The sequence below is a fragment of the Psychrobacter pulmonis genome (genome assembly GCF_904846465.1).
In the GTDB taxonomy this organism is placed as follows: Bacteria; Pseudomonadota; Gammaproteobacteria; order Pseudomonadales; family Moraxellaceae; genus Psychrobacter; species Psychrobacter faecalis.
On the sequence record NZ_CAJHAT010000001.1, the window covers coordinates 86,237 to 109,628 of the forward strand.

The 23,392-nt window shown below is 40.4% G+C and carries 22 protein-coding genes and 1 pseudogene; 21 read left to right on the top strand and 2 right to left on the bottom strand.

Annotated features, from left to right (window positions below; translation table 11 throughout):
• The first annotated feature begins 5 nt into the window (after positions 1 to 5).
• From JMX70_RS00365 to JMX70_RS00440, 17 genes and pseudogenes are all read left to right on the top strand, one after another.
• On the top strand, positions 6 to 1,187 hold the full coding sequence (locus JMX70_RS00365; protein ID WP_201588670.1) for a glycosyltransferase family protein: 1,182 nt from the start codon (positions 6 to 8) through the stop codon (positions 1,185 to 1,187).
• Positions 1,184 to 2,302: a CapA family protein gene (locus JMX70_RS00370; RefSeq protein ID WP_201588672.1), complete on the top strand. Its 1,119-nt coding sequence runs from the start codon at positions 1,184 to 1,186 to the stop codon at positions 2,300 to 2,302. Before JMX70_RS00365 ends, JMX70_RS00370 begins: the two co-directional genes overlap by 4 nt.
• Positions 2,299 to 3,318, top strand: a complete 1,020-nt coding sequence (locus JMX70_RS00375; protein WP_201588674.1) for an ATP-grasp domain-containing protein — start codon at positions 2,299 to 2,301, stop codon at positions 3,316 to 3,318. The genes JMX70_RS00370 and JMX70_RS00375 overlap by 4 nt, the downstream gene beginning before the upstream one ends.
• A 137-nt stretch (positions 3,319 to 3,455) precedes the next feature.
• Positions 3,456 to 4,547, top strand: coding sequence for a glycosyltransferase (locus JMX70_RS00380; RefSeq protein WP_201588676.1), 1,092 nt, complete (start codon positions 3,456 to 3,458; stop codon positions 4,545 to 4,547).
• A 192-nt stretch (positions 4,548 to 4,739) separates the two neighbouring features.
• Positions 4,740 to 4,967: an IS630 transposase-related protein gene (locus JMX70_RS00385; RefSeq protein ID WP_227671102.1), complete on the top strand. Its 228-nt coding sequence runs from the start codon at positions 4,740 to 4,742 to the stop codon at positions 4,965 to 4,967.
• A gap of 57 nt (positions 4,968 to 5,024) precedes the next feature.
• Positions 5,025 to 5,366, top strand: a complete 342-nt coding sequence (locus tag JMX70_RS12410) for an IS630 transposase-related protein (RefSeq protein WP_227671103.1) — start codon at positions 5,025 to 5,027, stop codon at positions 5,364 to 5,366.
• Positions 5,305 to 5,772, top strand: a pseudogene (locus tag JMX70_RS12415) (IS630 family transposase); the annotation flags it as partial. The gene JMX70_RS12410 and the pseudogene JMX70_RS12415, both read left to right, overlap by 62 nt.
• Before the next feature lie 357 nt (positions 5,773 to 6,129).
• Positions 6,130 to 6,300 carry a transposase gene (locus JMX70_RS12650; RefSeq protein ID WP_201588678.1) on the top strand — a complete coding sequence of 57 codons (171 nt, stop codon included), beginning with the start codon at positions 6,130 to 6,132 and terminating at the stop codon, positions 6,298 to 6,300.
• Between the two features lie 185 nt (positions 6,301 to 6,485).
• Positions 6,486 to 7,634 (top strand): glycosyltransferase family 4 protein, encoded by a 1,149-nt coding sequence (locus tag JMX70_RS00400; protein WP_201588680.1) that lies wholly within the window; start codon positions 6,486 to 6,488, stop codon positions 7,632 to 7,634.
• 6 nt (positions 7,635 to 7,640) lie between these two features.
• Positions 7,641 to 8,774, top strand: a complete 1,134-nt coding sequence (locus JMX70_RS00405; RefSeq protein ID WP_201588682.1) for a hypothetical protein — start codon at positions 7,641 to 7,643, stop codon at positions 8,772 to 8,774.
• A gap of 35 nt (positions 8,775 to 8,809) precedes the next feature.
• Positions 8,810 to 9,949, top strand: a complete 1,140-nt coding sequence (locus JMX70_RS00410; protein ID WP_201588684.1) for a glycosyltransferase family 4 protein — start codon at positions 8,810 to 8,812, stop codon at positions 9,947 to 9,949.
• A gap of 28 nt (positions 9,950 to 9,977) precedes the next feature.
• Positions 9,978 to 10,601 carry a sugar transferase gene (locus JMX70_RS00415; RefSeq protein ID WP_201588687.1) on the top strand — a complete coding sequence of 208 codons (624 nt, stop codon included), beginning with the start codon at positions 9,978 to 9,980 and terminating at the stop codon, positions 10,599 to 10,601.
• Entirely contained in the window at positions 10,594 to 11,253 is a 660-nt protein-coding gene (locus tag JMX70_RS00420) for a NeuD/PglB/VioB family sugar acetyltransferase (protein ID WP_201588700.1), read from the top strand. Before JMX70_RS00415 ends, JMX70_RS00420 begins: the two co-directional genes overlap by 8 nt.
• A 70-nt stretch (positions 11,254 to 11,323) precedes the next feature.
• Entirely contained in the window at positions 11,324 to 12,526 is a 1,203-nt protein-coding gene (locus JMX70_RS00425; RefSeq protein ID WP_201588702.1) for a DegT/DnrJ/EryC1/StrS family aminotransferase, read from the top strand.
• 122 nt (positions 12,527 to 12,648) lie between these two features.
• Positions 12,649 to 14,091: a capsule assembly Wzi family protein gene (locus JMX70_RS00430; protein ID WP_201588704.1), complete on the top strand. Its 1,443-nt coding sequence runs from the start codon at positions 12,649 to 12,651 to the stop codon at positions 14,089 to 14,091.
• A 273-nt stretch (positions 14,092 to 14,364) separates the two neighbouring features.
• Positions 14,365 to 15,270, top strand: a complete 906-nt coding sequence (folD, locus tag JMX70_RS00435; RefSeq protein WP_201588706.1) for a bifunctional methylenetetrahydrofolate dehydrogenase/methenyltetrahydrofolate cyclohydrolase FolD — start codon at positions 14,365 to 14,367, stop codon at positions 15,268 to 15,270.
• 95 nt (positions 15,271 to 15,365) lie between these two features.
• Positions 15,366 to 15,848 (top strand): phosphate-starvation-inducible protein PsiE, encoded by a 483-nt coding sequence (locus JMX70_RS00440; RefSeq protein WP_201589616.1) that lies wholly within the window; start codon positions 15,366 to 15,368, stop codon positions 15,846 to 15,848.
• Between the two features lie 121 nt (positions 15,849 to 15,969).
• On the opposite strand, the gene corA is transcribed toward JMX70_RS00440, so the two are convergent.
• Together corA and JMX70_RS00450 are read right to left on the bottom strand one after the other, a co-directional pair.
• Complete coding sequence (gene corA, locus JMX70_RS00445; RefSeq protein WP_068407704.1) at positions 15,970 to 17,193, bottom strand: magnesium/cobalt transporter CorA; 1,224 nt, start codon at positions 17,191 to 17,193, stop codon at positions 15,970 to 15,972.
• 126 nt (positions 17,194 to 17,319) lie between these two features.
• Positions 17,320 to 17,709, bottom strand: a complete 390-nt coding sequence (locus tag JMX70_RS00450; RefSeq protein ID WP_200663196.1) for a DUF2237 family protein — start codon at positions 17,707 to 17,709, stop codon at positions 17,320 to 17,322.
• Positions 17,710 to 18,208: 499 nt separating this feature from the next.
• Here JMX70_RS00450 and JMX70_RS00455 point away from each other — a divergent pair, with 499 nt between their 5' ends.
• The 4 genes from JMX70_RS00455 to rlmN all read left to right on the top strand — a co-directional run bounded on the left by JMX70_RS00455 (position 18,209) and on the right by rlmN (position 23,319).
• The gene (locus JMX70_RS00455; RefSeq protein WP_201588708.1) at positions 18,209 to 19,525 is read left to right on the top strand and encodes an ATP phosphoribosyltransferase regulatory subunit; all 1,317 of its coding nucleotides are present in this window, start codon (positions 18,209 to 18,211) and stop codon (positions 19,523 to 19,525) included.
• A gap of 182 nt (positions 19,526 to 19,707) precedes the next feature.
• Positions 19,708 to 20,997 carry an adenylosuccinate synthase gene (locus JMX70_RS00460; RefSeq protein WP_144297272.1) on the top strand — a complete coding sequence of 430 codons (1,290 nt, stop codon included), beginning with the start codon at positions 19,708 to 19,710 and terminating at the stop codon, positions 20,995 to 20,997.
• Positions 20,998 to 21,291: 294 nt separating this feature from the next.
• Positions 21,292 to 21,723 (top strand): nucleoside-diphosphate kinase, encoded by a 432-nt coding sequence (ndk, locus tag JMX70_RS00465; RefSeq protein WP_144297275.1) that lies wholly within the window; start codon positions 21,292 to 21,294, stop codon positions 21,721 to 21,723.
• Between the two features lie 354 nt (positions 21,724 to 22,077).
• Positions 22,078 to 23,319 (top strand): 23S rRNA (adenine(2503)-C(2))-methyltransferase RlmN, encoded by a 1,242-nt coding sequence (gene rlmN, locus JMX70_RS00470; RefSeq protein ID WP_201588711.1) that lies wholly within the window; start codon positions 22,078 to 22,080, stop codon positions 23,317 to 23,319.
• The last annotated feature ends 73 nt before the right edge of the window (positions 23,320 to 23,392 follow it).

The window sequence follows — 23,392 nt, forward strand, 5'->3', positions numbered from 1 at the left end:
ATTAAATGGATAGCGAAATGAGAGTTTTATTTTTCATATCAGTTCATGGCCATGGTAGAGGTGGACACTTTAACAGCTTACATCACATAGTTAATAAGCTCTCAGTAGAGCATCAGGTAGGTATTGTTTCGATTGGCCCAGGGCATAGTTCTATTATCGCTAACAACTCTAACTTTCTTGCTCATATTGACTTTAATGGTATTAACTTACTACAGCTTAAAAGTGAGAGCGACGAAATAGTTAAACAGTTTAACCCTGAAATCATACATTGCTTTGACGTTGGCTGTTATAATATCGTTCGCTTATTCTATTCTACAAAGAAAATGAAAATCGCACTGAACAAGTGTGGTGGACCTAACCCTAAAAAATTTCCCTATATTAAAAATCTAGTTCTATTTAGTGTGGAAAACAAACAGTGGTTTGAGAAAGATAAGCGATATTACGATGCTAATATAGCCTTAATACCTAATAGAGTGTCTAAAATACAAACAACAACCTTGGATGTATTAAAGCCTGAAGGCTATTTTTCTTTTGTACGTATAGCACGCATCGGTAAAACTTATAAAAAAAGCATTCTTGACTCTATCGAATTAATTGATACTCTATATGAGAGTAATAAAAAATTAAAGCTTAAGCTGTTTATCATTGGTGTTGTTGAATGTCCAGAAACACTTTCAGAAATATTAAACAATAAATATGTTAATGATGGCACTGTAAGGATATTGACTGAAGATAAATACACCATTGGTGCTTCGAAAATGTTGTATTTAGCCGATGCAGTAATTGGTACGGGCAGGGGTATTATGGAGGCAGCATCTTTAGGTTTACCCTCATTGACCGTGAACTCATTAAGCAACACTCCAACATTAATCACTAAAGATACTTTTGATGATGCCTTTAGAACCAATTTTTCTGAAAGAAATGTGTTCCCAGGTTTAACAAAAGATAAAAACTTAAAGGAAATAGAAACACTGGTATCTGATGAAGAGTTTTATCAGAAGTCATCTCTCTATACTCGTATGATGTTTGAACAGTATTTTGATATTAACCAAGCCGAAAATAAATATACAGAGTTTTATGAAAGTGTAGCAACTAGTAAAAAAAGAGCATTGTTACCTGATGCCATTTTAATATTGAACACCATATACAGCTTTTTCAATAGTAGCAGGAAGACAAAGAAAGTATGAAATTATTAATAACAGGCGATTTAGTCGTCAACCAAAGCTACGATGCAGCAAATAAAATTGATCCTGAGCTTATCGCCTTATTCGCACAGTCCAACTTCAATATTGTAAACCTAGAAGCGCCGGTAACTGAAAATACAAGTAAGATACTAAAGACTGGGCCGCATCTAAAATCCGATGAGAAAAGCACGCTGGATGTATTAAAAACATTAAACATTCATATAGCGGCGCTAGCGAATAACCATATAAAAGATTACGACGAGCAAGGCGTTTTAGACACTATTGCTTTCTGTGAAAATAATAGTATTAGAGCTATAGGTGCAGGTGATAATTTAGAAGCAGCTTCAAGAAATACAGTGCTAGAAACACCAGAAGGGAAAATAGCACTGATAAATATCGCCGAAAATGAATGGGCAAGCGCAGACGAAAGTACTGCTGGCGCTAATGGCATGAATCTAATTAAAGATATAAGAAAAATACAGCAAGCCAAAAAAGAAAATGACTTTGTATTTGTTATAATACATGGAGGTCACGAATACTATAATCTCCCAAGTCCACGAATGCAGGAGCAATATCGCTTTTATGCTGAGCAAGGAGTCGATTTGGTAGTTGGACATCATACTCACTGTATAAGTGGATATGAGGTTTATAATGGAACTCCCATTTATTACAGCTTAGGTAACTTTTTATTTACTAAAAACAGTCAAAAAGAAGACTGGTACACAGGATTGATATTAGAAGTTAAAGTAAATAATGGGACTTTGGAGGCGGAGTTACATCCTGTTAGACAGACGAAAGAAGGCTTTAGACTCTCATTATTAAAAAATGTAGAAAAAAAAGAAGTTTTACGTCGTGTAGAAGCATATAGCGACATAATTAAGAGTGAAGAAAAGTTAGTAAAGGAGTGGAAACTATTTGTTTTTTCTAAACAACAGACATATCTTAATTATTGGTCTCCGAAGGTTTTTATAGAAAATAAATATGTAACAGGTGTTCTTAATAGACTAAACGTCAAATTAATTAATACTAGAGGGTTGACCTATTTTTTAAACTTAATGAGATGTGAAGCGCATTATGACCTATCTAAAGGAATACTTGATAAGGAACTGAAAAAATGAGAATTGCCATACATCACCGTGTAGGAAGTTTCTCAGATCGTTGGATTAGTTACTGTGAACAAAATAATATTGATTACATCACGGTTAATGCTTTCGATAACGATATTATTGTTCAGTTAAAAGGCTGTGATGCTTTTATGTGGCACCATCATCATGCGCAGTATAAAGATGTACTTACTGCGAAGCGAATACTCTTTGCTCTTGAACATGCAGGTATAAAAGTATTTCCAGATTTTAAAACAGCATGGCACTTTGATGATAAGGTTGCACAGAAATATCTTCTTGAAGCTATTGCTGCTCCTCTTGTACCAAGCTATGTTTTCTACGATCAACAAAAAGCTCTTTCGTGGGCCAAAAAAACAACTTATCCAAAGGTCTTTAAACTAAAGGGTGGTGCGGGTGCTAAAAATGTAAAATTGATAAAAACCTATGGAGAAGCTAAAAAAATTATTCATCAAGCATTTGATAAGGGTTTTCCTCAGTTTGATAAATTAGGTAATTTAAAAGAACGTTTTAATAAATTTACGCAGGGTCAAGAGAGTATTCTAGGAGTTATGAAAGGTGCAGGTCGACTAGTTATAACACCTAACTTTTCTAAATTACAAGCTAATGAAACTGGTTATGTCTACTTCCAAGATTTTATACCAAATAATGAATCTGACATACGTGTGGTTGTCATAGGGAAAAAATTTGCTGCAGCTGAAAGAAGGTTAGTGCGCAAAGGTGACTTTAGAGCCTCAGGTAGTGGGAAGTTCGATTATGAAAATATAAATACTACTGTAATACAATTAGCATTTGAGGTCGCCAACAAGTTAGACCTTCAATCGGTAGCTTTCGATTTCGTATTAGATAAAAAAAGCAAGCCTCTCATTATTGAGATCAGCTATGGGTTTGGAACTGAAGGAATATCATTAGCTCCTGGCTACTGGGATAATAATCTAAACTGGCATGCTGGCTATTTCAACCCGCAAGAATGGATGATTGAGTATTTAATACAATATATTGAAGAAATTTAGAAGATATAGCTTAGTAGGCTATATCTTCTAAATTTTGTAATTGTCACTTCCAAAACTTACTAGAAGTGTAGACATCATATCTAGATAATCTTTAGTTAATCCATACTAAATCCATACTAAAAATTGAGAATATCACAATGTCAGAGAGGTTTTTATTTGTTATTCCTACAGCTAGAATTGGTGGTGCTGAGAGAGTTATGTTCAACTTAGTTACCTACTTAATTGACCAACAGAAAGATGTAACTCTAGTCACGATGTCTCAGGGGAAACAGCAAAATGGATGGGCTGATCTAGAAAAGTACGTTAATTTTCATTGGGTTATTGGAGATTATAAGTCAGAAAAAGCCTCATTAGCTCCTATTACAGCCAAATTAATAAGTCTAAGTACCAAATACGAATACGACTACATTTTTTCGTCACATCTTCATGTCAATAGTTATTTAAGCACGCTAAAAAAGTTTGGGCTATTTAAGGGTTCTAACTTAATATCCAGAGAGTCTAGTGTGGTATTCGAAAGAAATAAAGGCTTTATAAGGATAGCTTTTAAGTTAGCTTATCGATTTTTATATGGTGAGCAAGACCTACTTATCTGTCAGACGGAATTAATGAAGAATTCTTTAATTCGGAATCTCGGTTTTAAGCCTGTTAGAAAAGTAGAAATACTTCATAACCCCGTTAATATAGATTATATTAACTCACATATTTCTAATACTCATAAAGAAAAAATTATTGTTGCTTGCGGGCGATTGTTTGAAATAAAACAGTTCGACTTATTAATTGATGCTTTTAGTATATTCAGCAAGAGAAACCCTGAGTATAATTTGATAATTTTAGGAGAAGGAGCTCTGAGATTAGAATTAGAAGCTCAAGCAAGAAGCCTTAAGATTTCCGAGAAAGTAATTTTTATGGGTAGAGTCAATAATCCATTTGAGTGGTTCGCAAAGTCGGAAATTGGAGTTATTTCATCTCTGATAGAAGGCTTCCCAAATGTTATCTTAGAAATGATGGCTTCTGGTACTTCTAAGATAGTAACCACCCCTTGTACCGGAGGCTTAAAAGAAATTCCTAGCCTAATAATAACAGATGATACTTCAATGAATAGTATATTAGATGGGTTAAATAAAGCAGCTGCATTAAATGATGATCTTTCGCCTATATATCAAAAACATATAGCGGAAAATAACTCGGTAAATGCCTTTTGGGATGAAGTCCTGCAGCTTCTAAATTAACAGATATTCTTTACTATATTTAAATAGATTTAGCTCCGTAGATTCTATATAGTTTAATCCAAATAAAACCGATACTATACTTATAGCAGTCGTATTTGATGAAATAAACGCTGATTTATTCAATAGACTATCGCAATCAGGAACTTTTTAGTATTGCTGATAGTATGACCATTCGTGAAGCTTCCCTGTTTTATGGAGTTAGTATCAGCAAGTATCATTCACAGCTGGCAGCAAAACTTAGTCCCTAAAATAAAGAGAAATAAAGCACCGACTAAAATACCTGATGACGCATTGATTGAAGACGTAAAAAGATACCCCGGTGGTTATAACTATGAAAGAGCTCGTCGCTTGAACTGTAGTAAAACGGGCATCTTTAATGCTCTAAAGCGTCTTGACATCAGTAAAAAAAGGACCTTATAGTAGAGCCTTTATAAAAATGGTACAGTAGTTTTAAAACAAGCGAAAAGTAAAAAGATTATGACTTATTCAGCAGACTTTCGATCACAAGTGATTAAAAGTGTTAAACAACAAGATATGAGTATCAGACAAGCTTGTGCATTTTATGAAATTAGTAAGGCCACGCTACAGAATTGGCTCAAAGATCCTAGTATTAAACTCACTCGCAATAAAGCACCCAGTAAAATACCGAATGAAGCACTATTAATAGATATTGAACAGTATCCAGACGATTACATGTACGAGAGAGCCCAGCGTTTTGACTGTAGTAAGTCGGGTATCGAGGCCGCTTTAAAACGTCTTGGCATTAGCCAAAAAAAAGACCTTAGCGCATCCAAAATCTTGCCCATTAAAGAGAGCTAAGTATCTAAGCAAACTTAACGACTACATCGCTCAACGATTTGCTATTGTATACATGGATGAGAGTGGCTTTGAGGCCGAGACCATTCGCTCTCATGGTTATGCACCGATAGGTAAGCCTTGTATCGACCGCTATAACTGGCAAAGTAAAAAACGCACCAACGTCATTGGTGCCTTATATAAAAAAGTGTTATTTGCACTGGATTACTTCGAAAAGAATATCAATGGGGATATATTCTATAACTGGTGCAAAGATACGCTAATACTAAGTCTTAAAATAAAATGCGTCATTGTCATGGATAATGCCAGCTTTCACAAACGCGTTCAGAGACTACTCAATAGGCATGGTCATCGCTTGTTATTTCTACCGCCTTACAGCCCTGATTTAAACCCTATTGAAAAAAAATGGTCACAGGCTAAGTTTCTACGACAAAGGTGGATGGAGAATAATCTATCTAAACTGTTCCATGATATGGGTTGTACTAATTTTATTATGGATTGACTATAGAACATCCAAAAATGTGCCTGATAAAAAGAGCGGCGTATCAGAGTAAGCTTTATAGTTATATGCTTCAAGGCTATCCCATTGTTCATATGGATGAGAGCGGTTTTGAAGCTCTTCGTCCTTAGGGCCATGCACCGATAGGCAAGCCTTGTATTGATCGCTACAACTGGCAAGCAGAAAAGCGTCCTAATATCATCTGTGCTTTATATGAAAAAGTGCTGTTTGCGGTGAATTACTTTGAGCAGAATAGCAATATAGACTATGACTGGTGCAAATACACGCTTTCATAAGAACAAGCGTATTCAAAAATTACTGAACAGGCATGGCCATCATATTTTATGGCTGCCACCCTACAGCCATGATCTTAATCCCATTGAAAGGAAATGGGCGCAGGCTAAGTTTCTAAGCGAAGGATGGATGAATGAAGGATAGTTTACCTAAACTGTTTTATGATATAGGCTGTATCGATTTTATAAAGACTTAACTATAGTATAAAAAATGTTATTCTTAACAGGTGCAAACCTTCAAGCACTGAGATTCACATATAGCCTAACAAAGTAATTATAATTAACCAAATTCAACCTTGTCAGTCTGACTGTAGAGATTAATACTTATATATGAAAAAAATAGTACATATTATTATGAGTTTAAATATAGGCGGTGCTGAGCTTATGCTTAAACGCTTAGTACTACATAGCCATCAAAAGGAACAGTTTGAACATATAGTCATCACATTGACTGATCTGGGAGTTATGGGACCTGAACTACAAAATAGAGGTATTACCGTACATAGTCTTGGAATCGTACATAGTCTTGGAATGAAATCACTGCCTACCTTACCATTAATATTTCTTAAATTACAAAGACTCCTTAAGGAGATCCAACCTGATGTGGTACAGACTTGGATGTATCATTCCGATCTGTTGGGTGGATTTGCGGCTAAAAGTTTGGGCATAGATAATATAATCTGGGGAATACGAACAACTAATGTAGCACTAGGAAGCTCAAAGCTAACTGTAAAACTACGTAAGTTGTGTGCACTTCTTTCAAATTATATCCCTAAAGTTATAATTTGTGCTGCTGATGCTGGTCGTGAAGTACATGAGAAAATTGGCTACGATGCTAGTAAAATGAAAGTCATACCTAATGGTTTTGATTTAGATAGCCTCATAGCGACGCCAGAGCAAAGAAAGATATTACGTGATGAATGTGGCTTCACTGACAAAGAGATGATAGTAGGTTCAGTAGGCCGCTTTAATACAGTTAAAAATCAAAAATTATTTGTTGAAGCAGCGGCTTTAATAGTACTAGAAAACCCTGAAGTACGTTTTTTAATGATAGGTCGAGATAATACTTGGGATAATATGAAGCTAGTAAGCTGGATAGAACAACATAATTTACGAGATAGATTTGTTCTACTGGGTGAGCGTTCAGATGTACCTCTTTGTCTTGCAGCAATGGATGTCTTTTGCTTGCATTCAAAGACAGAAGGTTTTCCTAATGTCTTAGGTGAGGCTATGGCAATGGGCTTGCCTTGTGTTACGACAGACGTTGGGGATGCTAAGTTACTATTAGGTTCGACAGGAGTGGTTGTTTCAGTATCTGCTTTATCAGTTTGTAAAGCAGTCAGTCATTTACTGAGCCTTGATAAACAGGATTTAATTGACATGGGTGCCTGCGCACGTCAGCGATTAGAGGATAATTACTCCTTGTCTAAAATTATTCTGCAATATAATGATGTTTATAAGTCCTTAATTACAAAGTAGATTTTTATGTTTGAAAGTTCATGGTCAATCATCAGTGCTTTTATAGTTTTTTCCTTAGGTTCTATAATTATAGCTAAGATTAGCAGTTACTTTGAATTAAAAAAGAAGCGTGGCCTATTACTTTACTTATGGCATACATTATTTTGCTTTGCTTATCTTTACTATGTTTCTACATTTGGTGGAGATGCATTGGCTTATTACTCCAAGGCGCTATCTGATGGGTTTGCATTTAGAGTTGGAACTACCGCGGTCGTTTTCTTAACAAAGATATTGGTTCATGGTCTGGGTTTTGGGGTCATAACTTGTTTCTTATTCTTTAATATTGTGGGTTCTATCGGTTTACTTGCCTTTGATGGAGCTTTAAAGCAAGCAACTCAGTATAAGAGTAAGTTCTTAAAAAGATTGGGTACTATAATTATATTTTTACCCTCAGTAAGTTTTTGGTCATCAGCTATTGGTAAAGATGCTATTTCATTCTTGGCAATGGGTTTAGCTTTGTGGGCAGCTTTACAGCTTAACAAGCGTTTATGGCTTATGGTATTAGCTATCGTTTTGATGCTTATCGTTCGTCCACACATGGCAGGTATGATGATAATAGCATTGGCTATGTCAGTTATGTTCGATAAGAAGAGTAGTCCTCTTAAGCGTATATCTTTAGGGGCAGTGGCGATTGCTGGTGCAGCAGCAATGGTGCCTTTTGCGTTAGAGTATGCTGGTGTATCAGACCCAAATAGCTCTGAGGCTTTAATGGATTATGTTGAAAATCGCCAATCTTATAATATGGAAGGTGGTGGTGGTGTAGACATTGCTAATATGAGCCTACCGATGCAGCTATTCACCTATATGTTTCGTCCGATTATCTTTGAGGCTCGATCTATAACTGCTTTAGCAGCCGCTATTGATAACTTAATTTTGCTTTATCTCTTTATTGTCGGTCTTTACGCTTTAATTAAAAAGAGATCGCAGAACTTTACCGAAAATCGTAAATTTATGTGGGTATATGTTATTTTAGCTTGGGTGGTTCTAGCAATGACTACCGCTAATTTAGGCATTGCGATACGTCAAAAATGGATGTTTGCACCTATGCTTATATTTTTGCTGATCTCACTAGTCGGTAAAAACAGGAATCATTCGCAATAATAAATCGCCCTAGATAATAAGGTCAAAAATAATTAATGAAATTCCTAATCGTAGCCAGCTATCCAGCTTCAATCCTTAAGTTTCGGGGTGCCTTCATTCAAGAAATACAAACAAAAGGTTTCGAAATACATATAGCTTCTCCAGAGTTTAATTCTTATCCAGAAGACGTAATAGCTCTTCGGAAATTAGGTTATATAACTCACAATATACCTATGCAGCGTACAGGGACCAACCCGTTAAACGACGCTAAAACTTTGTCTGCTTTATACTTATTGATGAGGAAAATTAAGCCCAGCCATGTTATGGGTTATACCATTAAGCCTGTCATCTATGGGTCATTGGCAGCCAAACTCGCTCGTGTGCCGCATCGTTTTGCTCTGATTACAGGTCTTGGTTACGCGTTTCAAGGAGCGGATGAACAAGACTATAAAAAGTCTAATCTACAAAAAATAATGCATAAGCTGTATTCAGTAGCATTAGCATCAACTCATAAAGTATTTTTTCAAAATCCTGATGATGAAGCATTATTTAAATCTATGGGTATCTTAACGCCCAATGCCTCAACTACCGTTGTTAATGGCTCAGGTGTTGATATATCAGAATATAGTGTCCAGCCATTTGCCACTATAGATGATATATTGATCCCTAGGTTTCTATTGATAGCTCGCTTGCTGGGCGATAAAGGAGTACGCGAATATGCACAGGCAGCTCGTATTGTAAAAGAGAAATATCCGCAAGCTCAATTTGACTTAGTAGGCTGGATCGACGATAACCCTGATGCTATCGAGCAAAAAGAGTTAGATAATTGGATTAATGAAGGGTTATTTAACTTTTGGGGTAAGCTTGCGGATGTGAAACCTGCCATTGCAGCGAGTTCTATTTATGTACTGCCTTCTTATCGAGAAGGAACACCACGTACTGTACTAGAGGCAATGGCAATGGGTCGCCCAATCATTACCACGGACGCACCAGGTTGTCGTGAAACAGTGATTGATGGTTATAACGGTTATCTCGTTCCTGTTAAAGCAGTAGAAGAATTAGCGGCTGCGATGGAACGTTTTATCGTTAATCCAGAGCTTATTACTAAAATGGGCAAGGCGTCACGGCAGTTGGTGGAAGAAAAGTTCGATGTGGATGCTGTCAATCAATCTATGCTAGAAGCGATAGGCTTATAGTTTATATAATAGAGTCATAGGAAGAACAATGATAAAACGCCTTTTCGATATCACTGCTGCGACTACCGCTTTAGTCGCTTTATCTCCGGTATATGCCATTACTGCCTATAAAGTAAGTAAGAATCTAGGCTCGCCAGTACTATTTCGCCAAACGCGTCCTGGTTTAGAAGGCAAGCCGTTTGAGATGATTAAATTTCGCACGATGAAAGATGCCATAGATAGTGATGGTAATCCACTGCCTGATAGCGAGCGTTTGACTGATTTTGGCAAAGCGCTGCGTAATAGTAGTCTTGATGAACTGCCTGAACTGTGGAATGTGCTGAAAGGTGATATGAGCTTAGTCGGACCACGACCATTGTTGATGGAATACCTACCGCTATATAGTAAAGAACAAGCGCGTCGTCATAATGTGCGCCCTGGTATTACCGGTTATGCGCAAGTGAATGGGCGTAATGCCATCGGTTGGGATAAGAAGTTTGAGCTTGATACGTGGTATGTAGATAACCAATCATTGTGGTTAGATATCAAGATACTGTTTAAGACGGTAAAAAAAGTGGTTATCAAAGATGGTATTAGTGCGGACGGCGAAGCGACAATGAGTAAATTTACTGGTTCTCAAAACCAGTCCGCTTTAGAAAATAGCTATGAGTAAAGTATTTGCCGTCTACGGTGCCTCAGGCTGTGGTCGTAGCTTAATGCCGGTAGCCGTTGATCAATTACAAAGAATAGATGATCAAGAAAATAGCCAAATCGTATTTATTGACGATGCATTAGATGAAGATGCTAATGTTAACGGCTATACAGCGATGAATTATGCAAGATTTAAAAGTATAGATAGTGATGATAAGTTTGTCCTAATTGCCATTGCTAATAGCAGCATTCGTCAAAAAATTGCAGATAAATTGATTCAAGATGGTATCTCGTTGTGGACAGTAAAAGGAACGACCACTTTAATTATGGATGCAGTCAGTATCGCTGACGGTGCTGCACTCAGTCCATTTGTCACTATTGCTGCTAATGTGACTATCGGTAAATGCTTCCATGCCAATTTATATAGCTATGTGGAACATGATTGCGTGATTGGCGACTATGTCACCTTTGCCCCGCGCGTCAGTTGCAATGGCAATATTCATATCCATGACCATGCTTATATCGGCACAGGGGCAGTTATCAAGCAAGGCACTCCTGATAAGCCATTAATTATTGGTAAAGGTGCCATTGTAGGAATGGGAGCGGTTGTTACCAAAGACGTGCCAGCGGGAGCTGTCGTGGTTGGTAATCCTGCAAGACCCCTCAATAAATAAAAAATCACGATTAAGTATTTCGTTATAAGTGATTAATCGTCAATTATAAATAAGCACCATCGAGGCAACTATGTTAAACACCCCATTTTCACCTTGGCCAAGCTTTACTCAAGAAGAGGCTGATGCGGTCAGTCAAGTATTATTATCCAACAAGGTAAATTACTGGACAGGGCAAGAGTGTCGTCAGTTTGAGACGGAGTTTGCTAAATGGGCTGATAGCAAATATGCCATTGCGATGGGTAATGGTACGTTGGCATTAGACGTGGCCTTACAAGCGTTAGATATTGGTGCAGGCGATGAGGTAATCGTCACGCCGCGTACCTTTATTGCAAGTATCTCATCAGTCGTCAATGCGGGAGCGACACCTGTTTTTGCTGATGTCGATGAAGCAACCGGTAATATCACCCCTGAGTCAATCGCAGCGGTATTGACGGCTAAAACCAGAGCTATCGTCTGTGTGCACTTAGCAGGTTGGCCTTGTGATATGGATGGCATCATGGCGTTGGCAGAACAGCATAATTTATATGTGATAGAGGACTGTGCACAGGCGCACGGTGCACGTTATAAGGGTCGTAGCGTGGGGAGTATCGGCCATATCGGTGCGTGGAGCTTTTGCCAAGATAAAGTAATGACCACCGGTGGTGAAGGCGGTATGGTCACCACTAATGATGAGCAATTATGGCGCAAGATGTGGGCTTATAAAGACCATGGTAAAAGCTATGCAGCGGTCTATGAGACCGAGCATCCACCAGGCTATCGCTGGTTACATGAAAGTTTTGGTACCAATTGGCGCATGACTGAAATGCAAGCGGTACTTGGTCGCATTCAATTAACGAGAATGCCTGATTGGACCACCAAACGTACGGCTAATTCTCAAGCTATTTTAGATGCCTGTGCTAAATGGGAAGCAAAAGGCTATCTTTCTGTACCAAGATTAGAAGAGTCAGCGCAGTTTGCAGATTCGACCCACGCCTATTATAAGCTCTACGTCTATGTGCAGTCAGATAACCTTCCTGAAGGTTGGTCGCGAGATCGTATTATTGAAGAGATCGATAAATCAGGGGTTCCTTGTTTTTCAGGATCCGCTTCGGAAGTTTATCTTGAAAAAGCCTTTGATAATACAGGCTTACGTCCTGAGAGCAGATTGCCAGTTGCCAAGCAGCTTGGCGAAACCAGTTTGATGTTTCTCGTGCATCCAACGTTAACGGAAGACGAGATTAAGCAAACCGTACAAGCAATTGATAGCGTATTTGCGAATATACATAACCAATAAGATATCAGTTGTTGAGTTAAGTTAAATTTAGTTACATTAATGCAAATTGATGTTTGACCGATAGCATTTATAAACCATTAGCTTTTATAATAAAGCCCTTTATAACCAAAGAGTATTTGATCATGTACAAGAAGCTAAGCATTTTATTGGGTTTTGGTGTCTTATCATCAGTGTCGATGCTAGCATCTGCACAAAACCTGTATATGAACGATCTCAAGCTTAAGGCCGATCTTGACTGGCTAAATACTCAAGGAGTCGCGCAGATTAGCACCAGCACTTGGCCGCTGACAGCTAACGAGATTAAGCGCGCTTTGAATACGGCTAATGCTCAGACACCTGCGCAGCAGCAGATCCTGCAGTCGGTACAAACGCGCCTGGCTCAAAACCGCAATTCTGTGGTAAAAGGGACGGCCGCTCTGCATATACAAACCGATAGAGAACAGCTACCACAAAAATTTGCTGATGATAAGCTGGCGGGTCAACAAGCAAGCGTTGGGGTGTCGCTTAGCGAAGCAGAGTGGGAATTTAATCTACAAGCCAATCTAAAAAATGAGAAACTCATTGAAGATGGCTCAGACGTTAGCTTTGAAGGCTCATATCTTGCTGGGACCGCAGCCAATCAGTGGTTAATCGCAGGTAAAATTCCAACGTGGTGGGGACCTGGGCATGATGGTAGCCTTATTCGAGGCGATGCAAGTTTGCCGGTTGCAGGTTTTACCATGCAGCGTGATCAACAATCTGCACCGACATCACAATATTTATCGTGGGTCGGACCTTGGCAATATCAGCTATTTGCCGGTCAGTTTGAAGATTATGAAGCAATTCCTGATGCTAAGCTGTTTGGCGCAAGACTGACAGCTAGTCCATGGGAATGGTTAGAAGTTGGGGCTTCACGTACCTTTATGTGGGGCGGTGAAGGACGTCCAGAAAGTTTTGATTCATTTAAAGATGCAGTTTTAGGTACCAAGGATAATGGCGATACGGGCAAAGAAGATCCTGCTAATCAGCTAGGTGGTTTTGATGCGCGCTTAAATTTAGCACCATTGGTGAATATCCCTGCAGGCGTTTATGCTCAGTATGTGGGTGAAGATGAAGCAGGCGGCTTGCCCGCAAAAAATATGTATTTAGCCGGTGTTGATTATGCGTCTGCTGCTTATGGTAAACCGTACCAGTTATATGCAGAGTATACAGACACTCGTTCTAGCGGTGAGGTAAAGGGCGTGTCTTATGACCACTTTATCTATACAGACGGCTATTATCAGCAAGGTTTCCCATTAGGCTATGCACTAGGCGGCGATGCGGAAAGTATCGCGCTTGGTGGTCGCTTATGGCTCGATAACCGTAATTTCATCAATGCAAAAGTACAACATGCCAAGGTGAATCAAGCGGATGAAGCTATTAATCAAGCATTTCCAACGACTGATAAGTTGACCAGTATTGATGTGGCTTGGGAGCATCAGTACAATCCAAAGACGCTGATATCTAGTAGGCTTTGGACAGTCGACTCTGATATCCAGTCCACTGATGTTGGGGTAAGCGTAGGTATTGAGCTACAAACTTACTAAATGACTGTTTAATCAGTTTAAGAAAGTTTTCGAACATAAAAAGTCGGTCTATTATAATTAATAGGCCGATTTTTTTATAGTGAGTTTACAGATTTTAAAGTAAGGACGGTTAATAGGGCGCTAGGATTTTTTAGCTCAGACAGGTACAATATCAGTCTCAATTAACGGTCAAAAAGAATTGACCGCGCATAAGACAGGCATGCAAAAACTTGCAGGCGCTGTCTTTATTTTTATCACACCCTATTTTTTATCGCACCCTTTATTGGAGTTACTATGTCAATTGCGTCTATTACGTCAACTGCCCAAGGATCTGCTACCGTTTTGGACGGTAAAGCACTTGCTAAACAAATAGAACAGCAACTGAGTGCGCGTGTAGACGCTATTAAAGCGAAAACAGGCCGTACTCCAAGCCTCGCGACGATATTGGTCGGTGACGATCCTGCTTCTGCGACTTATGTACGTATGAAAGGCAATGCGTGTAAGCGTGTCGGCATGGACTCTATACGCGTTGAAATGCCAAGTGCGACGACGACTGCAGAGCTGATGGCGAAAATAGATGAGCTTAATAACAATCCAGACGTGCATGGTATTTTGCTGCAGCACCCAGTACCAGCTCATATCGATGAGCGTGCTTGCTTTGAGCAGATTGACTTGGCAAAGGACGTCGATGGTGTGACCTGCCTTGGCTTTGGTCGTATGGCGATGCAGCAGTCCGCTTACGGCTCATGTACGCCGCAAGGTATCATGCATTTATTAGAGCATCATAACATTGAGCTTGCAGGCAAAGAGGCGGTAGTTGTAGGGCGCAGTGCCATCTTGGGTAAACCAATGGCGATGATGCTATTAAATGCCAACTGCACGGTAACGATTTGCCATTCAAGAACGCAAGATTTAGAGTCACATATCAAGCGCGCTGATATCATCGTTGGCGCAGTGGGTGTGCCTGAGCTGATTAAAGCCGAATGGATTAAAGAAGGCGCGGTAGTGATCGATGCAGGTTTCCATCCAACGGATAATGGCGGCGTCGGTGATATCGAGCTGCAAGGCGTAGAAAATATCGCTAGTGCTTATACGCCAGTACCAGGTGGCGTTGGCCCTATGACGATTAATACGCTTATTCGCCAAACCGTTGATGCGGCCGAAAAAGCTGCTGGTTTAGACAACAGTGCAGTCAGCTAATGAAGACGCTGTCAGAGCAAGAAGCAGAACAGCTATCGACAGAGAAAAACAATAAAGCCTATCAACGCAATGATATCGATGTAGCAAAATCCAATATGGGTATCCATGAGCGCATGCAGCATATCGGCCGTGAGTTTGTCGATATTTGCCACTATATTATTTTGTTTTTGATTAGTGTGGTGGTGGTTTGGACAGCGGGTAAAGAGTTCTTTGTGATTTTTCAAAAAGGCTCAGCAGATTTAAAAGATATTTTACTGCTATTTATTTATCTTGAACTACTGGCGATGATTGGTATTTACTTTAAAACCCATCGTCTGCCAGTGCAGTTTTTGATATTTATTGCGATTACTGCTTTATCACGCCATTTGGTGGTTGACGTGCAAGCGGTATCAGATAACTTTCATCTGTGGCTATTGGCAACGATTTCCTTTGCCATTATGGTACTGAGTGCGTCGATTGTAATATTAACGTGGACGGCGAAGATGTTTGGGCGACCAGAAGATTATTTGGATGATCATCAAATAAGTAGTACCGAGCATCATCTACCAAGCGTTGATAGTAAGCCTTATCGTAAATAAGGTCTTTTCAAAAAACATCGTTGTTGAATGGCTTTCAATAAATGCTGCGAATAAATGGTTTTTAATAAAAAAGGGTTGCCAATTAAATGGCAGCCCTTTTTTTGTCTGAAATTCTCTTAAATTACAGCCAACCCAAGCGTTTAAAATTAAAGTATAAAAAGCTACATAACGAGATAATAACTGCCATGATAACGAGATAAGAATACTGCCAATGTAGCTCTGGCATAAAATCAAAGTTCATCCCATAGATACCAGCAATTGCTGTCGGTACGGCCAAAATACCAGCCCAAGCAGCGAGTTTACGTACCACCTCATTCTGTCCCATATTTACCATGGCGAGGTAAGTATTCATGACCACGCTAAGCATTTCATTTAAGCCATTAATCGCATCTAAAGAATGCAGTAAATGGTCATTGACGTCACGAAAATAAGGTTTAGCAGCATGAGAAAACGGCGAGATTAAGTCGCTTTTATTGTGATTAATAAAGAAACTACAGATATCTTGTACCGGTAAAATCACCGCCCGCATATGCACCAGCTGGGATTTTAATTCATACAGATTTCTAAGCGTTTCTTTATTAAACTCATAAGTAAAAATGTTACGTTCTTGCTCACGCAGATAACTGCCTAAGCGATCGGTAATCGGCATATAGTTATCGACGATAAAATCGAGTATGGCATGCAGGACAAAGATAGGCCCCATGCGCAGCTTTTCTGGGCGGCGATGACAGTGTTCGCGCACCGGCGCATAAGAGTTCGACGGCCCATTACGAATGGTAATCAGATAGTTTTTGCCCATAAATATCGCCGTGGTGCCGTAGCGAATGACGTTGTCTTCGAGCTTGGCGGTACGTAGCACCACAAATATCATGTCATTATCGTAGTTTTCAACTTTTGCGCGCTGATGGTCAGCAAAGGCATCTTCAATGGCTAGTTCGTGCAGCTCAAAGGCATCTCTAACTTTTACCATGGTCTCTAAACTGGGGTCATAAAGACCCAGCCAAATAAACTGCCCGCTATTACTTAAAGCGCGACTGACGTCATTTAGGCCGATCTTATTGACTTTTTCGCCAGTTTTACGCGAGTAGGCATAGCAATTGACCACTTCATCATCGCTCGATAAGTCGATATCTTCATAGCGCTCAGAGTCGGGATCATAGACGGTCATTGTCTCAATCGTATCTTCGACCGTCGCATCGGCGTCGCCATAAATATAGCTGTCATAGCTGGCGTAATTATCTAAATAAGAGCGCTCATCGCCCATACTGGTGTCGATAAGGCTGACATTAGAGTCAGGTGTGATACGCGTTGTCGGTTTGACAATCAGGTCATCATCTTGGTTCATACCTTCTCCTTTAGTCGGTGGCTAATATTAAATAAATGTTAAATAAACGTGAAAATGACATGGGCTAAAACATCTTTAGCCTATTAATTTATGTCCCTCACCTTTTTTATATTGCTTCTCTGCAAACTACAATGCATAGCGTTTCAGCGTGTCGATATCAACCAAACTTAATAAGCTTTCGTGACAGGCTTCGAGCTTTATCTGCGGGGCAATATCGAAGTCTAATGCTTCAACCCAGCGTAGCGCGCAGATACACCAGTAATCACCAGGTTGTAGGCCAGCAAAACCATACTCAGGCAGCGGCGTAATCAAGTCATTACCGCGACTGGCAGAAAAGTTTAAAAATTCGCTGGTCATCTTCGCGCAGACGGTATGCTGACCAACGTCATGGTTACCGGTATGACAAAAGCCATTGCGATAATAGCCAGTAATAGGGTCAAAACAACAGCTGGCGAGGGCAGTGCCAAGGACGTTGGTTTGGTTGATGGCAGGATTTGGGTGGTAATCAGAGGACATAAGGCTTTCCGAGATAAAAATATGCTTTAGTGTAACATGAGTCTAGCGATAAGGCGTTATCAAGCAACAGATGGTAAACGCTTTACAAGGTTTAAGTACGGTTTATAAGTCAGGCCGCTTCCTTGTTAAATAATGAATTTAGGAGATAATGAGTTTAATACATCGAGCGTTTGCAAAATAATTAGATGGCAATTGGGTTCAATTGTCACTAGGCGAAGCTTGACTGCTATGCTAAACTAAAGCATAAAGTGCCTTGATTATTTATCATAGTTTTCTATCGCATAAATTTTAGCGCATAAAGATACTCGTCTTATCATCCTAACTTATACTTATTACTCACCCTTTTGCGGTCACCTAGTTTGCTTATAGATAATTGGGTCGGTGATGTTGCGCGTCAAAAATACAAAACGCCTTATATCACTGCCATTATGAATACGACCTTTTAGTACCGCATCAGTACCGCGTTTTTGGTAAGCGCTACGCCAAACAAGGATTCATTGTGTCTGTCAGTTCTGATTTTGCAAAACCTGCCCAGTCAAATACGACAAAACCAGCGGCGACCCAGCCTGCTGATAACCGTGCTGCCGCTAATGGTCTGCCATATCTCAACAACTTTGCCAGCGACGTTGCCAATAATAGCTGGCTGCTGCCTGACGGGGTCGTCGATGTGCTGTTTGAAGATGCCCATAAGCAAGAGGTCTTGAGACATCAATTGATCCAGCAGCTGATCAGTCATGGCTATGAGTTGGTCAATCCGCCCATGATTGAGTTTACCGAATCGTTATTGAGTGAAGCTTCAGAAGATTTAAAACGTCAAACCTTTAAGATTATCGACCAGCTGACCGGTCGTTTGATGGGTGTGCGCGCCGATATTACGCCACAGATTTTGCGTATTGATGCCCATCACGGCGGTCATGGTATTGCGCGTTATTGCTATGCAGGCGACGTCATCCATACCTTGCCTTCAGGGCTCTTTGGCTCACGTACACCGCTACAACTCGGTGCAGAGATATTTGGTTGCGGCGAACTTGCAGCTGATATTGAGCTGATAGATGTACTGTTTAGTATGGTCAATAGCTTGGATATGAGCGCAGCGCTACATATTGACTTGGGTCATGTGGCGATATTTAAGCGTTTGGCGGCACTGGCTGAGTTGTCAGATAATGACACCGAGCAGTTGATGCATCTTTATGCCAATAAGAATTTACCTGAGCTAAAACGTGTCTGTCAGCTACTGACAATGGGTAATGATTTTTACGCATTGGCGCGCTTTGGTCATGACATGGCAAAACTGTTAGACACGCTGTCAGATATGGCTAAACAAGATACGCACATTGTGACGGCTGTCGATGAGCTACAACGTCTAAAAGCACACTTAGAATCGCAGTGGCAGACACCAGTCAGTATCGATGTGACCGAACTGTCGGGCTATCATTATCATACCGGCATTATATTTAACGGCTATATCAATAGCGAAACTCAGCCACTGGTACGTGGTGGGCGTTTTGATGGTATGCAAAGTGTTGGTCAATTAAGCGCAAAGCAGCCCCGTCAAGCGACAGGCTTTAGTATGGATGTCAGCCGTTTGTTGGCGCATACGCAGCTTGAGTCACCAATTATTGTATTGGTTGATTATGAGGCTTTACAGCAAGCTAATGCTGATAAAGCGCAAATGCAGAATCTATTGCAGCAGGTCACAAGCTTACGTCAGCAAGGTTACCGCGTCACTATGCCATTAACGGCTGATGACCGTCCAGCAGCGCTGACGCACCGTTTAAACTTTGTAGATAATGAGTGGCGGCTAGAAGCGGTTTAAATTTAAAAAAACCGTTACGCTCACAACCAGTTTGAATAAGGCTCATTTATTGAAGCTTATTTATTAAATTTTGAAAAACAGACAGTGAATAACATATCATTTCTTAGTGCTAATTAAGTTTTGCTAGGTTGTTTTAAAATTATTGCTGCACACACCTCAATATATAAAGGTAAGGATTAATCATGGGTAAGAATGTCGTAGTTTTGGGTAGCCAATGGGGCGATGAAGGTAAAGGTAAAATCGTTGATTTACTGACCGAAAAAGCCTCAGCCGTTGCACGTTTCCAAGGCGGGCATAATGCCGGTCACACCTTAGTTGTCGATGGCAAAACCACCATCCTACATCTGATTCCTTCAGGTATCTTGCGTGAAGGCGTAACGTGCTTCATCGGTAACGGCGTGGTGCTTGCACCTGACGCTCTATTAAAAGAGATGAAAGCCCTAGAAGAGAAGAATGTGCCAGTCCGTGAGCGCCTACGTATTTCACCAAACTGTCCATTAATTATGCCTTATCACGTGGCGCTTGACCAAGCACGCGAAGCTAAGCGCGGCACGGGCAAAATCGGTACCACAGGTCGCGGTATTGGTCCAGCTTATGAGGATAAAGTTGCGCGCCGTGCAATTAAACTTGCTGACTTGTTCCGTGATGACTTAGAAGAAAAACTACGTAATTTAATTGAATATCATAACTTCCAACTGACTCAGTACTATAAAGTTGATGCCATTGATTTTGATGAAACCTTTAAGCTTTGCCAAGAGTGGCGCGAAGAAATCAAAGGCATGGTTACCGATGTAACAGAGGACCTAAACCAATTACGTCTTGCTGGCAAAAACTTAATGTTTGAAGGTGCGCAAGGTACCTTGCTTGATATCGACCACGGTACTTATCCGTTTGTCACCAGCTCTAGCGTCACTGCGGGCGGTGTATCGACTGGTACCGGTATCGGTCCCTTGTATTTAGACTATGTATTGGGTATTACTAAAGCTTACACCACACGTGTTGGTAGCGGTCCGTTCCCAACTGAATTGTTTGATGATGTTGGGGCGCATTTAGCCAAAGTTGGTCATGAGTTTGGTGCAACCACTGGTCGCGCGCGTCGCTGTGGTTGGTTCGATGCCGAATCATTACGCCGTGCTGTGGTACTGAACTCTATGTCAGGTATCTGCTTGACTAAGCTTGACGTGTTAGACGGTCTAGAAGAGCTATTAATCGGTGTCGGTTATAACTTACCTGAGACGGAGTGTGCTGGCGCGCATGATGCTGAATTCTATGAGTCAGTCACGCCTAAGTACGAAACCCTACAAGGCTGGAGCGAGTCAACGGTTGGTATCACAAGCTATGACGACCTACCAGAAAACGCTAAAATTTACATCAAACGTATCGAAGAGTTGATTGGTTGCCCAGTTGATATCATCTCAACCGGTCCTGACCGTGAAGAAACGATTGTATTACGCGATCCGTATGATGCGTAGATAGTGTTTTTAGCTACATAAAAAAGCCCCATTGCTCAGCATTGGGGCTTTTTAGTAGCAATAAATCATAAATATTTGAGAAATGAGCGGTAAGTTTTGGCTTTATGCAAGCGACTTTCCTAAATTAACCCTATCATTTATATCGTCAACCATTATAATAGGCAGCAATCCTGTGTTGGCACTCAGGTTGCCGCATTGGCAAATAAAAATGGCTTAATTTAGCCGATACCAACACAGTGGCCAAAGACATAACAATTTATTTCTTATCCAACCCACTCTTAATAGGAGCTTTTCATGGCTAACGAACGTACTTTATCTATCATCAAACCTGACGCAGTAGCTGGCAACCACATCGGCGCTATCTACGACCGTTTTGAAAAAGCGGGTCTAAAAATTGTTGCAGCTAAAATGCTACAACTTGATGATGAAAAAGCAGGCGGTTTCTACGCTGAGCACGCTGAGCGTCCATTTTACAACGACCTAAAATCTTTCATGATGTCAGGTCCAGTATTGGTATCAGTGCTAGAAGGCGAAAACGCAATCGCTAAGCACCGTGAAATCATGGGTGCAACTAACCCAAAAGACGCTGATGAAGGCACTATCCGTGCTGACTTCGCTAGCAGCATTGATGAAAACGCCGTTCATGGTTCAGATTCAGCGGAATCAGCAGCCCGTGAAATCAGCTATTTCTTCAATGAAGATGAAGTTTGTGCACGTACACGTTAATAGCAGCAGTTATTGATAATCGCTTTGATGCTGGTTATCGATAATTAGTGTAGCAAGACGGCTTATATCTTTTGGTATAAGCCGTTTTAGCTATAATAGTTTGATTCTATATTGAAATTCTTAAAGATCTGCCTCATTATTAGTTTTACGAGCATTATCAATCCCTTATCAGCATATTGTCATGATGTTTTTATAAGATTTAAGTGTTTATAGATATTTTGATAAAAGAAGCGGATAAAAATGCGCTCATAACGGATTGCTTATGCCCTCATACATCAGATGTATGATTAACTGGCAACGCCCATCTCAATAATTGCAGTGCTTATTATAGTGGCTGCAAAAAGGTTACCTATTATGTCCACTCTCGAAACTCCTATCCAACATATCCCGGCACAGACTGCTAAAAAGCCTGCCAATAGCATCAAGCTTGTCGATGAAGCACAAGCAAAAACCAACTTATTGGGCATGACGCAAGCACAACTGGCCGATTATTTCAAAAGTATTGGCGAAAAGCCGTTTCGTGCGACGCAAGTGATTAAATGGATTTATCAGCATGGGGTGACCGATTTTGAGCAAATGACTAATTTGAGCAAATCCTTGCGTGATAAATTATCAGCCCATGCTTGTGTCACGCCGCCAAAAGTGATTCATCGTCAGTATAGCGATGATGGTACGCGTAAATGGGTCTTTGAAGTCACGGGTGGCTCATTGGTCGAGACGGTATTGATTCCGGCCGATGATAGCAAGCTGAACGGTCGCAAAACCTTATGTATCTCCTCGCAAGTTGGCTGCGCGCTAGACTGTAGTTTTTGTAGTACTGGTAAGCAGGGTTTCGAACGTGATTTAACCCCTGCTGAAATTATTGGGCAGTTATGGGTGGCGAACGCTTCTTATATGAGCGATGACAATGACAGTTTAGACAACGTTGACCATGGTTTATGGGAAAATAACGTCACCAACGTCGTGATGATGGGCATGGGTGAGCCTTTATTAAATTATAAACCCGTGGTTGGCTCAATGGAGCTGATGCTAAGCGATCATGCTTACGGTTTATCAAAACGCCGTGTGACGCTATCGACTTCAGGTGTGGTGCCAAAAATGTACCAATTGGCGCAAGATATTGATGTGGCATTGGCGATATCCTTGCATGCACCAAACGATGAGTTGCGTAATGAGCTAGTGCCGATTAATAAAAAATATCCGTTAGATGAGCTGATTGCCGCGGCAAAAAACTACGTTTATGATGTCAATCCGCGTCATAAAAAGCATGTCACGATTGAATATGTCATGCTTGATGGCGTCAATGATAGCAATGAGCACGCCCATCAGCTGGTGGCATTATTAAAAGATTTGCCAAGTAAGATTAACCTGATTCCGTTTAACCCGTTCCCGCATGCGCCGTATGATAAATCGAGCAATAACCGCATTCATGCCTTTAGCGATATTTTAAGCCAAGCGGGTTTTGTGTGTACCATTCGCCAAACGCGCGGTGACGATATCGATGCCGCTTGTGGTCAATTGGTTGGACAAGTGGCGGATAGAACGCGTCGTTCAGCAGCATGGCAGCAAAGTATTAAAGATCGGGAAATTATTTAATGCCGTTTTTATTGTCCAAAGTTAGGAAGTTAGGGTTAAATATTTGCTGATTGACAATTAGACAGGTAAGGCA